The 13,101-nt window shown below is 52.5% G+C and carries 9 protein-coding genes and 1 rRNA gene; all 10 read left to right on the top strand.

What is annotated here, in order from left to right:
- Positions 1-6: 6 nt before the first annotated feature.
- Positions 7-1,041, top strand: a complete 1,035-nt coding sequence (pheS, locus tag BLP47_RS06735; protein WP_091851879.1) for a phenylalanine--tRNA ligase subunit alpha — start codon at positions 7-9, stop codon at positions 1,039-1,041.
- Complete coding sequence (gene pheT / locus BLP47_RS06730) at positions 1,041-3,539, top strand: phenylalanine--tRNA ligase subunit beta (protein ID WP_091851876.1); 2,499 nt, start codon at positions 1,041-1,043, stop codon at positions 3,537-3,539. Before pheS ends, pheT begins: the two co-directional genes overlap by 1 nt.
- Positions 3,539-4,585, top strand: a complete 1,047-nt coding sequence (gene argC / locus BLP47_RS06725; protein WP_091851873.1) for an N-acetyl-gamma-glutamyl-phosphate reductase — start codon at positions 3,539-3,541, stop codon at positions 4,583-4,585. Before pheT ends, argC begins: the two co-directional genes overlap by 1 nt.
- Entirely contained in the window at positions 4,582-5,736 is a 1,155-nt protein-coding gene (gene argJ / locus BLP47_RS06720; protein WP_091851870.1) for a bifunctional glutamate N-acetyltransferase/amino-acid acetyltransferase ArgJ, read from the top strand. The genes argC and argJ overlap by 4 nt, the downstream gene beginning before the upstream one ends.
- Positions 5,736-6,623, top strand: a complete 888-nt coding sequence (gene argB / locus BLP47_RS06715; RefSeq protein WP_091851868.1) for an acetylglutamate kinase — start codon at positions 5,736-5,738, stop codon at positions 6,621-6,623. The genes argJ and argB overlap by 1 nt, the downstream gene beginning before the upstream one ends.
- A gap of 2 nt (positions 6,624-6,625) precedes the next feature.
- Positions 6,626-7,549, top strand: coding sequence for an ornithine carbamoyltransferase (gene argF / locus BLP47_RS06710; protein ID WP_091851866.1), 924 nt, complete (start codon positions 6,626-6,628; stop codon positions 7,547-7,549).
- A complete protein-coding gene (locus BLP47_RS06705; RefSeq protein WP_091851864.1) occupies positions 7,550-8,107 on the top strand; it encodes a GNAT family N-acetyltransferase in 558 nt (185 codons plus the stop codon).
- A gap of 25 nt (positions 8,108-8,132) precedes the next feature.
- Positions 8,133-9,533, top strand: a complete 1,401-nt coding sequence (argH, locus tag BLP47_RS06700; protein WP_091851861.1) for an argininosuccinate lyase — start codon at positions 8,133-8,135, stop codon at positions 9,531-9,533.
- A complete protein-coding gene (gene tyrS, locus BLP47_RS06695; protein WP_091851859.1) occupies positions 9,534-10,835 on the top strand; it encodes a tyrosine--tRNA ligase in 1,302 nt (433 codons plus the stop codon).
- A 497-nt stretch (positions 10,836-11,332) separates the two neighbouring features.
- Positions 11,333-12,855: ribosomal RNA gene (locus tag BLP47_RS06690) — 16S ribosomal RNA — on the top strand.
- The last annotated feature ends 246 nt before the right edge of the window (positions 12,856-13,101 follow it).

Here is a 13,101-nt window from a genome sequence, read left to right as displayed (position 1 = left end):
TGCACAGTGACTGAAGAACTAGACCCCCAGAGCGTTGAAAGCGCGCTAGAAGTTGCGCTCTCCGAGATTGCGCGACTTGGCAGCATTTCCGATCTCAGGGCTGCAAAGCCTGGGATTATTGGGGAGGGTTCCGCCATCTCCTTGCTGAATGCCTCAATCAAGACGATGCCAAATGATCTGAAGGCTCAAGCTGGCAAGCTTATTGGTGGAGCTAAGGCTCAAGTCTCGATGGCCTTTGAGGCCAAGGAGCGAGAGCTAGAGCAAGTAGCCGCGGTTCTAGCCCTAGAGGCGGAGCGCATGGATATCACCGCAGCCGCTCGTTATGCACCAGTGGGAGCAAGGCACCCGTTGTCTTTATTGATGGATCAGGTTAGCGATGTATTCATTGGCATGGGTTGGGAAATTGCCGATGGACCAGAGCTTGAGAATGAATGGTTCAACTTTGACGCGCTGAACTTTCACCCGGATCACCCAGCACGGGCCATGCAGGACACCTTTTTTGTTACACCAGTAGAAAATCACCTGCTACTTCGGACACACACCTCCCCGGTGCAGGTGCGTTCGATGCTGGAGCGCGAGCTGCCGATGTACGTTTTATGTCCGGGTCGGGTTTATCGGACCGACGAGCTTGACGCCACCCACACACCCGTTTTCCACCAGGTCGAAGGATTGGCAATCGATAAGGGACTGACGATGGCCGACCTCAAGGGCACCCTTGAGTTTTTCGCCAGGGTGATGTTTGGGGAGGAAGCCAAGATTCGATTGCGTCCCAGCTTTTTTCCATTCACTGAGCCATCGGCCGAGCTGGATGTTTGGCACCCGGGCGCCAAGGGCGGTGCTCGCTGGGTCGAGTGGGGCGGTTGTGGAATGGTGAATCCAAACGTTCTGCTTTCAGCCGGAATTGATCCGGATGTGTACTCGGGCTTCGCATTCGGCATGGGGATTGAACGAACTTTGATGTTTAGAAATGGTGTTCGAGACATGCACGATATGGTCGAGGCGGACGTGCGCTTTTCGAGGCAATTTGGGAGCGTGATTTGATGCGCATTCCGCTGAGCTGGCTCAGAGAGTCAGTTGATCTTGAAAAAGAGGCCACCCCCAATTCCGTAATGGCGCAGTTGGTCAAGGTGGGTCTGGAAGAAGAGGGTTCCCACGGCGGAGAGCTTTCCGGCCCAATCGTGGTGGGCGAAGTGTTGGAATTTGCTGATGAGCCACAGTCCAACGGTAAAACCATTCGCTGGTGCAAGGTAAGAGTCGCGAGGGACGGCGAACTCGCAGCTGATGGCGGCGGTGATGTGCGCGGAATTGTTTGTGGAGCCTCGAATTTTCTGATTGGTGACAAGGTGGTTGTATCGCTGCCCGGAGCGGTTTTACCTGGGAACTTTGTGATCTCGGCACGCAAGACCTACGGGCATGTCTCTGACGGCATGATCGCCTCAGCTAGGGAGCTAAGCCTTTCTGATGAACATGATGGTATTTTGCGCCTGATAACTGTGGATTTAGATCCCGAGGTCGGAACAAACGCCCTCGCACTTTTGGGGCTTAACGAGTCTGCCGCCGAGGTAAACGTCACTCCAGACCGTGGCTACTGTCTATCGATTCGGGGTATCGCCAGAGAATATTCGCACGCATCGAAAGTCTTATTCACTGACCCAGCTAGTCGGGTAAAGGTGTCCCGGGCGACCGGTTTTCCGCTGGTAATCGATGATTTGGCTCCGATTCACGGGATTCCTGGTGTCTCTAGATTCAGGCTCTTGAGCGTTACTGGCATCAACGCCAAGGCACTGGTCCCCGACTGGATGAAGACTCGGTTGCAACTTGCAGGAATGCGCTCGATTTCAATCGCGGTAGACATTACCAACTACGTGATGCTTGAGCTTGGGCAACCATTGCACGCCTACGATCAGCAAAAGATTTCCGGGGGCATCTCGGTGCGCCGCGCCCTGGCCGAGGAGCAACTGAAGACCCTGGATGAAAAGGTTCGAAAGCTCAGTGTCGAAGACTTGGTAATTTGCGATGAATCTGGGCCGATTGGTATGGCGGGTGTGATGGGTGGATTCTCCACAGAGGTATCGGATGGCACCACAGATCTTCTTCTAGAAGCCGCAGTGTTTGATCCGATCTCAATCGCCCGCTCAAGCCGCAGACACAAGCTTCCTTCGGAAGCATCCAAGCGATTCGAACGCGGCGTTGACCCCGAGGTTGGCCTGTATGCTCTTTACCGCGCGGCAGCCCTTCTCGAAGAATTTGCCAGTGGAAGAGTTACTAATTTTGGCGCTGAGTTTTCGATTCCAGTCTCGAAAACCACCATCGAACTTCCTATTGGTTTTGCTGGTGAACTCGTCGGGGTTAGTTACACCAAATCGCAGATCTCCGAAGTGCTCCTCGAAATCGGTTGCGAGGTCGTTGATAAAACTGACTTCTTGAGCGTTACCGCACCGAGTTGGCGCCCTGATTTGAAGCACAAAACCGACTTGGTTGAAGAGGTTGCGAGGCTCTTGGGGTATGACCTAATACCTTCTAGAATCCCAACCGCTCCGCCGGGAAGGGGCCTAACAGCTCGACAAAAATTCCGCAGAAGGGTGGTTGCGGCCCTTTCGGGTTCGGGCCACGTCGAGGTCTTGAACTACCCGTTTGTTTCCACCGAGCAAAACTCTTGGTTCAATAAAGGGGTTGCTGTGGTGCTGGAGAATGCGATGCAATCGGAGTTCCCGGAACTACGGCGCTCGCTGATTGCCCCACTGTTAATAGCTGCACAGCGAAATATTTCAAGAGGCCTGACTTCGCTCGCTCTTTACGAAGAGGGATCGGTGTTTCTAGAGCCCAAAGGGCAAGGAGTTTCCAGTTTGCCGCTTGGGGGGCAAAGACCAAGCGCTTCAGATCTCAGGGTCCTCAACGAAAGCATTCCTGAGCAACCAAAACACGTAGCAGGGGTGCTCCTAGGCGATTGGATTCTTCAGGCTCCGGGGCAAAAAGCCATTGAAGCTGGCTATCCTCAAGCCATTGACGCCGTGAGCACCGTCATCGCCGCTGCTGGCATTCGGGCAACTATTACCCAAAAAGTAGTTCCCGGTTTTCACCCGGGTCGTGCTGGTGAAGTTTTTGTACTCGGTAAGTCGGTGGGCTATGTCGGAGAGCTTGATCCTGCCATCAGCGAAGAGCTCCACCTGCCCCGCCGAGTTGGGGTGTACGAAATAAACCTGGACGCTGTGTTTGCTTTGGCTCCGGAGGTCTTGGTTGCCAGCGAACTTAGGATTATGCCTGCGGCAACCCAGGATTTATCTTTGGTAGTTGGTATCAAGGTGCCGGCGGGTGAGGTTTCTGAGGCGATTTACGAGGGTGCAGGAGAGCTTCTAGAAGAGGTTCGACTGGTTGATGATTACCGCGGCACTGGCGTGGCTGCCGGTTCAAAATCACTTACGTTTTCGCTGGTATTCAGAGCCCAGGATCGCACGCTAACTCAAATCGAGGCCACCGACGCCAGAGATAAAGCGGTAGCTTTGGCTTTCGAGAGATTTCAAGCGACCCTGAGGGCCTGATGATTTATAAAGTAGCGATTGCCGGGGCAAGCGGATATGTTGGCTCGGAGCTGCTGCGCTTGATTGCCAATCACCCAAACCTAGAGCTCGGTGCGGTCACGGCAAATAATAATGCTGGAGAAAAGCTCGGTCTTTTTGCCCCTCATATTCCGCAATTTGCGGAGCGTCAACTAGTTCAGACCACCGCCGCCAATCTTGCCGGTCACGATATTGTTTTTCTGGCGCTTCCTCATGGGAAAAGCGCTGAGATTGCCAGTGGTTTGGGCGACACTAAATTGGTGATTGATTGCGGTGCGGACTTTCGGTTGGAATCAGCTAGCGACTGGGAGAAATACTACGGGTCAAAACATGCTGGCACCTGGAGCTACGGCCTTCCGGAGCTGGTCTTGAATTCGGTTGGGAGGCAGCGTGATCAGCTGAGCGTGGCTAATCGGATTGCCGTGCCCGGATGCAATGTGACAGCAATCACCCTAGCTCTAGCCCCAGCGATTGGTGCCAACTTGATTGAGGCCCAGGACTTGGTGGCGGTCTTATCTGTCGGCACCTCCGGTGCTGGCAAGAGCCTCAAGCCAGATCTTTTGGCCAGCGAGGTGATGGGTTCAGCCAGGGCCTACGGTGTTGGTGGAAGCCACCGCCACACTCCTGAAATAGAACAGAATCTTCGCTGGGCCGGAGCTAAAGCGGTAAGCGTGTCGTTTACTCCGGTATTGGTGCCGATGTCTCGCGGCATACTGGCGGTTTGCACCGCAAGGCCGGCCCCGGGTTTTAGTTTTGAATCTTTGATTTCGGTCTACGAGAATGCCTACGGTCCGGAGCGATTTGTTCAGGTCCTACCTCAGGGGCAGCTTCCCACCACTAAGGCGGTTTTGGGTGCGAATAATGCCCAACTTTCATTGAGCTATGACGAGCACGCCGGCCGCGTTTCAATTATTTGCGCAATTGATAATCTGGTCAAAGGGACCGCGGGAGCTGCAATTCAGTCGATGAATCTTTCGCTTGGTTTAGCCGAGGAATCGGGACTTACGGCAATCGGCGTGGCTCCTTGAGCGTCACATATCCGTTGGGCTTCGAATCGGCTGGCGTGGCATGCGGACTAAAGTCCTCTGGCAAAAAAGATCTTGCCTTGATAGCGAATCGCGGGCCAAGTAAAAATGCTGCGGCCGTGTTCACAACCAATCGGGCCAAGGCCAATCCAATTATTTGGTCCGAAGAGGTTATAAAAGATCTCCAGGCTTCGGCAATTGTGTTGAATGCCGGGGGAGCGAATTGCTATACCGGCAGCCAAGGGTTTCAGACCACCCACGCCACCGCTGAGCTAGTAGCTGAGTTATTGGGTGTTTCCTCAAGTGATGTTTTAGTTTGCTCAACCGGGTTGATCGGGGAGCAGCTAGATCGAGCCAAGGTGCTCGCTGGCGTGAACAGGGCCTTTCAGGATTTGTCCGATTCCGGGGGAGAGTCGGCCGCATTGGCAATCATGACAACCGATTCGGTTCCTAAATTGGCAGTTCGTCAGGGTTCTACCGGTTGGCGACTCGGCGGCATTGCTAAGGGTGCTGGAATGTTGGCGCCGGGATTAGCCACCATGCTTGTGGTTATCACAACCGACGCTAATGTTCAGGCACGGGACCTGGACTCAGCGCTTCGCGAAGCAACAAGGTTGAGTTTTGACCGGCTGGATTCCGATGGCTGCATGTCCACAAACGATCAGGTGACTCTGATGTCTTCGGGTGCATCGGCTGCCACTGTTGATCTTGCGGAATTCAAAAGTGCACTCATTGAAATGTGCCAGGAGCTCGCCCTTAAGCTCTTGGATGATGCCGAGGGTGCGAGCCATAATATCCACATCAAAGTGGTGGGTGCCGCGTCCGAAGGCGAGGCCCTCGAGGTTGCCAGAGCTATTGCGCGCAATAACTTATTCAAGGCTGCGATTTATGGCAACGATCCCAACTGGGGCAGAATCCTGGCGGCCATTGGCACTACAAAAGCCAGCTACGACCCTTATGACATCGATGTTTCCATCAACGGGGTGCTGATTTCTTCAAAGGGCGAACCAGCAGGTAGCAGATCTTTAGTTGATCTGAGTCCTAAAAAAGTAGATATCTTTATCAACCTATTCGCAGGCGACCAGGACGTGACCGTGGTCACCAACGATCTCACTCATGCCTATGTTGAAGAGAACAGTGCATACTCAAGCTGATGATTCCATTTAATCAAGATAAATCGCTAGTGCGAATCAAGGCGGAAACCTTGATCGAATCGCTTGATTGGCTGAGGGAGTTTCACGGACGCATTGTCGTGATTAAATTTGGTGGCAACGCTATGGTCGACGAGGCCTTGCAGTTGGCTTTTGCCCAGGACATGGCCTATCTGAGGTTTGTCGGGATTAGGCCGGTGGTTGTCCATGGTGGTGGCCCGCAAATCACTGCTCGGCTTGCCGAGCTGGGAATTGAGACCGAATTTCGGCACGGCATGCGTTACACGGACAAAGACACTATTTTGGTGGTGAAAGATGTGCTCCGAAATCAAGTTAGCGCTGCACTGGCGAACCTAATCCAGCAGGCCGGGGCGGAAACCACGGTCTTATCGGGTGAGGACGAGAACCTCTTTAGAGCCGAAAAGGTAAAGGCAAAGACCCCCGAGGGCGATGTTGACCTGGGACTGGTGGGTGAGGTGAGGAGCGTAAACCCGAGGGCAGTCTTGCGCGCTCTGGATCAAGGTAAGGTGCCGGTAATTTCAACGGTGGCACCCACAATCCAAGGCGAGCTTCTAAACGTAAATGCGGATTTGGCTGCGGCCTCACTTGCAGTTGCACTCGGTGCCGAGAAGCTAATGGTGTTAACCGATGTTGCGGGTTTATACGCGAACTGGCCGGATCGAGGCTCATTGGTTTCCGAGATAAACGTGGCGGAGCTGAGAGAACTGATTCCATCTTTGGAATCGGGGATGATTCCCAAGATGCAAGCTTGTTTGATGGCAATCGATGGCGGCGTGCCGAAGGCGCACATTATTGATGGGCGAGAGCCGCACAGTATTTTGCTGGAGATATTCACCGAAGCTGGGGTCGGTACCCAGGTAATGAGGTAAACATGACTAGACACTTTCTAAAAGATGACGACCTAACAAGTGCCGAGCAGTTGGAAATTCTTGAGCTGGCTATTGAGCTCAAGAAGAATCGCTTCAGCCAGAAGCCTTTTGCTGGACCTCAGACAGTCGCGGTGATTTTCGATAAGACTTCGACCCGCACTAGGGTCTCATTTGCCGCTGGAATATCGGATCTTGGGGGAGTGCCCTTGATAATCGATAGTGGTTCATCGCAGCTTGGGGCAAAAGAATCGGTTGCTGATACGGCTAAGGTTTTGGAGCGCATGGTGGCTCAGATTATTTGGCGCACATATGCACAATCTGGCTTGGAAGAAATGGCGCAAAACTCTTCTGTGCCGGTGATTAATGCGCTTTCGGACGACTGGCACCCCTGCCAGCTATTAGCCGACTTGCTCACCATCAAGGAACACTTTGGTAAGACTCAAGGCTTGAAACTGGCCTATATCGGCGATGCCAATAATAACATGGCGAACAGTTATTTGGTTGCCTGCGCGTTAGCCGGGATGGATGTCTCGATCGCAGCACCATTTGGTTTTAGGCCTCAGGAGGCGGTCGTTATTAGGGCCTCAGAGATTGCAAAAGAGTTTGGTCGCAACATCGAGGTATTCGAAAAGCCCGAGGATGCTGTCATGGGTGCTCACGTGATTGCTACTGACACCTGGGTGTCAATGGGAATGGAGCACGAGAAGGCCGCACGGCTCGAAACTTTTGCCAACTACACCGTAGATCAGGCCCTAATGGATCAGGCAGCCGAGGATGTCGTTTTTCTGCACTGCCTGCCTGCCTACCGCGGCTATGAAGTGTCGGCGGAAGTGATTGATGGTCCAAGGTCCTTGGTTTGGGATGAAGCCGAGAATCGGCTGCACGCGCAGAAGGCTCTGATGCTGTGGCTCTCGAGGCAGGCCTAGTTGCAAATAGCTCAGTCGAATCAGCTGAGGCTCCGAACTCTTAGGACTTCTGATGCCGAAAACATGCTGCCGTATTTTTCTGACCCCGAAGTTTGTCGATTTATCCCCTGGGAGCCGAGGGGCATCGAAGGGGTGAATACTTTTCTCACTGAAGTGTCTGACCAGCATGTTCCTAAAAAAGATGGTGATGACCTGGTCTTAGGAATTGAGCACTTAAACCATGGTGTGATCGGTCAACTAAAAATGTTTTATCGCAGCCAGCTGAACGGCATGGTCGAAGTCGGGTATGTAATTAACCCCGTCTTTTCAGGCCGGGGTTTTGTGACTCAAGCGCTGGGTCTTTTTATCGACTGGATATTTCAGTTCCTGCCCGCTCGTCGTATCACAGCTCAGGTTGACCAGAGAAATTTGCCATCGAGCAAAGTGCTCAGGCGGCTTGGGTTTCGACTAGAAGCCACCGAGATTGATCGGGAGTGGTTCAAGGGCGAATACTGCACCATGGAAACCTATGCCCTTTTGAAAAGCGAATGGCGCGGAGCCGAATTAGTAAACTCCTAGTTACTCAAGATTGGTTGGTTTATAAATGGCTCAAAGTAATGATGCACTCTGGGGTGGAAGGTTTGCCTCCGGGCCTGCAGATGCGCTGGCGGCACTGAGTAAATCCACCCACTTCGATTGGCGCTTAGCAAGCTACGACCTTTTGGGAACCAGCGCCCACATCAAGGCGCTGAGTGCGGCAGGCTACCTTGATGCTGATGAGCTAGCAATTCTAGAAAAAGCCATCATTGAGCTTGATAAGCGGGTTCGCTCGGGTTCCTTCAGGCCAAAGCCGGAAGAAGAAGATGTTCACGCAGCCCTGGAGCGCGGTCTGATTGAAATTGCGGGGGCAGATGTTGCTGGCAAGGTTAGGGCTGGTCGTTCAAGAAACGACCAAATCGCAACGCTTGTGCGCAGCTTTATGCTAGAGGCTGCGGATCTGTTGCAAATTGAGCTAACCGAATATTTGGGCGCACTTTGCGATCAGGCCGAGGATCATGTTGGGGTTGCAATGCCGGGTCGCACCCACTTCCAGCATGCTCAGCCGGTGTTGCTATCTCATCACCTGTTGGCACACGCCTGGCCTCAAGTAAGAAACTTGCAGCGGATTGAGGATTGGCGAAAGCGTGCCAAGAAATCCCCCTACGGCGCAGGCGCGCTGGCGGGAAACACACTGGGCTTAGACCCGAACCTGGTTGCCCAGGAGCTCGGGTTCGATGCTCCGACTGAGAACAGCATGGATGCCACTTCGGCCAGGGATCTGGTTGCCGAATTTGTCTTCATCTGCGCGATGATTGGCATCGATCTTTCGAGATTTTCCGAAGAGATCATTGCTTGGTCAACCTACGAGTTTGGTTATGTCAAATTAGATGACTCTTTTTCCACCGGGTCTTCGATCATGCCACAGAAGAAAAATCCAGATATTGCTGAGCTTGCCAGGGGCAAGTCTGGAAGGCTGATTGGTAACCTCAGCGGTCTTTTAGCCACCCTCAAGGGATTGCCGCTGAGCTATAACCGTGACTTGCAAGAGGACAAGGAGCCCTTATTTGACTCGGTGGATACTTTGCTGCTTGTCTTTCCGGCCTTCACCGGCATGGTGGCAAGCTTGAAATTTGATCGTGAGAGGCTCGAAGAGCTAGCTCCAAGGGGGTTTTCTTTGGCCACCGATGTGGCGGAGTGGCTAGTAAAGCAGGGAGTCGCCTTTCGGGATGCTCACGAGATAACGGGCAATCTGGTCAAACTTTGCGAAGCACAAAATTGCGAGCTGCATCAGGTGAGTGACTCGGAATTGCAAAAAATTTCTAAACACCTAAGGCCAGAGGTGCGCGAGGTAATGAGCGTTACAAGCGCTATTAGGTCAAGAGACGGAGCCGGCGGGACTGCGTTACCTCAGGTTTTGGAGCAACTATTGGCGTTGCGCAAATTGGCACCGAGAAAGCAGGGCTAAGTGGCAACCTTAGAAACTCTTAGGGCTCAACGGAATGATTCGAGTTTCGAACACATTATTGATGAGCTCTTGTGGCGGGGGCTAATTGCACTATCCACTGACGAAAAAGAGCTTAGAGCTGCGCTCAGCGTCGGGCCAATGACTTATTACTGCGGCTTTGACCCAACCGCGCCCTCTTTGCACCTTGGGAACTTGGTGCAGTTACTGACGATGCGTCGGATTCAATTGGCCGGCCACTTTCCGCTTGCCTTGGTGGGTGGAGCTACTGGCCTAATCGGGGATCCAAAGCCGAATGCGGAGCGCACCTTGAATACCAGGGAGACGGTCGCGGATTGGGTGGAGCGTTTGGCTGCCCAAAATGCTAGGTTCCTCGATTTTGAGGGACCATTCGCGGCCAAGATGGTCAACAACCTCGATTGGACTAGTCAATACAGCGCAATCGATTTTTTGAGAGAGATCGGGAAGCACTATCGGGTCGGAAAAATGCTTGCTAAAGACTCGGTTAGCGCCCGCCTTAATTCGGATGCTGGCATTAGTTACACGGAGTTTAGTTACCAAATTTTGCAAGGCCTAGATTTTCTGGAGCTGAATAGGCGTTATAACTGCTCGATGCAAACTGGCGGAAGCGATCAGTGGGGCAACCTTACTTCGGGATCAGATCTGGTTCACAAGGTTGAGGGTAAAAGTGTGCACTTGATTGCCACGCCCTTGATAACCAATTCCGATGGAAAGAAGTTCGGCAAAAGCGAGGGGAATGCCATATGGCTTGATGAATCGCTTACCAGCGCCTATGCGATGTATCAGTTTTGGTTGAACACAGACGATTCCGATGTGATCGACAGACTTAAGGTTTTCACTTTCCTTACCCGCCTAGAGATTCAGGACTACGCCCAGAAGGTCTTGGACGAGCCCTTCAGGCGCGAAGCACAAAAAAGGCTGGCACTTGAGGTTGTTGAGCTTGTGCACTCCAAACAAGAGGCGTTGATGGCTGAAACAGCCTCTTCCGCATTATTTGGCTCAGGTGAAATTCGGGCGCTGGATGAAAAAACTCTCAGAAACGCTCTGAATGCGTTGCCTGGTATTGAGGTTCAGAACGGCACTTCCGTTATCGAGGCATTGGTGAAAACGGGGCTTTCTGAATCGAACTCGGCGGCCAGGCGAGCAATCGAACAGGGGGCGGTTACATTCAATAAAATCAAAGTTGAGTCCGTGGATGATCAGATGACGGATTTTCTGCACGATTCTATGGCAGTCCTAGGGCGTGGCAAAAAGAATTTAGCGGCACTTTTCCTAGTGAAATAGCGGGTTCCGAAAGATTTATTGAACAATCTCGGGTTTGATTTGACAGCGTGACTAAATCGTGACTAAGCTCTACCGAGTTGACCAAAGCTAGGCAGAATCCATTGAGATTGCCGGTTCAAGTGCAACACTTCCAAGATCTAAAATGGCCCTTGTGGTCGACGTTTTTAGTGTCTAGGATTTAGGTCTTCCGATCAAAATTTTGATGAAGATTTCTGGGTTACCAGGAGTTGACAAAGAGCTGGAAATCGGTAGGCTTGTGAAGTTGCCCTGAGGCTGATTCGAAAGATGAAATCAGGTGCATCCGATCTTTGAGAACTCAACAGCGTGCACAATGTCGATGCCAAAAACCTCGGTCAGAACTTGTTCTGGCAGAGATCCTTTTTGGATAAAGATACAAAACAGAATTGTCAGTAGACAGTTCGAAAGCCAAATCAAATTGATCGCCTCATTTCCGAGGCGTTCGTAAATGCTTTGCTGATTTATCAGTGAAACAATTTTTTACGGAGAGTTTGATCCTGGCTCAGGACGAACGCTGGCGGCGTGCTTAACACATGCAAGTCGAACGATGAAGCTGGAGCTTGCTCCGGCGGATTAGTGGCGAACGGGTGAGTAACACGTGAGCAATCTGCCCTTGACTCTGGGATAACTGCGGGAAACTGTAGCTAATACCGGATACTTTCCTCGGTGGGCATCCACTGGGGAAGAAAGAATTTCGGTCAAGGATGAGCTCGCGGCCTATCAGCTAGTTGGTGAGGTAATGGCTCACCAAGGCGACGACGGGTAGCCGGCCTGAGAGGGTGACCGGCCACACTGGGACTGAGACACGGCCCAGACTCCTACGGGAGGCAGCAGTGGGGAATATTGCACAATGGACGCAAGTCTGATGCAGCAACGCCGCGTGAGGGATGAAGGCCTTCGGGTTGTAAACCTCTTTTAGCAGGGAAGAAGCGAAAGTGACGGTACCTGCAGAAAAAGCACCGGCTAACTACGTGCCAGCAGCCGCGGTAATACGTAGGGTGCAAGCGTTGTCCGGAATTATTGGGCGTAAAGAGCTCGTAGGCGGTTTGTCACGTCTGCTGTGAAATTTCGAGGCTCAACCTCGAAATTGCAGTGGGTACGGGCAGGCTAGAGTGCAGTAGGGGAGATGGGAATTCCTGGTGTAGCGGTGGAATGCGCAGATATCAGGAGGAACACCAATGGCGAAGGCACATCTCTGGGCTGTAACTGACGCTGAGGAGCGAAAGCGTGGGGAGCAAACAGGATTAGATACCCTGGTAGTCCACGCCGTAAACGGTGGGTGCTAGCTGTGGGCCACATTCCACGTGGTCCGTGACGAAGTTAACACATTAAGCACCCCGCCTGGGGAGTACGGCCGCAAGGCTAAAACTCAAAGGAATTGACGGGGGCCCGCACAAGCGGCGGAGCATGCGGATTAATTCGATGCAACGCGAAGAACCTTACCAAGGCTTGACATATACAGGAAAAGCGTAGAAATACGTTCCCCGCAAGGTCTGTATACAGGTGGTGCATGGTTGTCGTCAGCTCGTGTCGTGAGATGTTGGGTTAAGTCCCGCAACGAGCGCAACCCTCGTCCTATGTTGCCAGCACGTAATGGTGGGAACTCATGGGATACTGCCGGGGTCAACTCGGAGGAAGGTGGGGATGACGTCAAATCATCATGCCCCTTATGTCTTGGGCTTCACGCATGCTACAATGGCCGGTACAGAGGGCTGCAATACCGTAAGGTGGAGCGAATCCCAAAAAGCCGGTCTCAGTTCGGATTGAGGTCTGCAACTCGACCTCATGAAGTCGGAGTCGCTAGTAATCGTAGATCAGCAACGCTACGGTGAATACGTTCCCGGGCCTTGTACACACCGCCCGTCAAGTCACGAAAGTCGGTAACACCCGAAGCCGGTGGCCTAACCATTTATGGAGGGAGCCGTCGAAGGTGGGATTGGTGATTGGGACTAAGTCGTAACAAGGTAGCCGTACCGGAAGGTGCGGCTGGATCACCTCCTTTCTAAGGAGCATCTCGAAGAACTTCGGTTCTTCATAGAGAGCCGCTTACATGCAAATGTTATGTAATCGGTTAGCTCATGGGTGGAACATCGCATTGGATAGATAAAAAAATTACTCGGCTAGTACGCCTTTATTGGTTGGAACGTTGATGATGGATGAATTTGTTTGCACGCTGTTGGGTCCTTGGGGATCGGAAACGATAACCCAGGGGCCATTTGGAGTTTTAGGACTTCATTGACCCGGTTCG

Source organism: Candidatus Aquiluna sp. UB-MaderosW2red (genome assembly GCF_900100865.1).
GTDB lineage: Bacteria > Actinomycetota > Actinomycetes > Actinomycetales > Microbacteriaceae > Aquiluna.
Note: the sequence above shows the minus strand (reverse complement) of the source record. Positions and strands in the feature narration are given on the sequence as shown.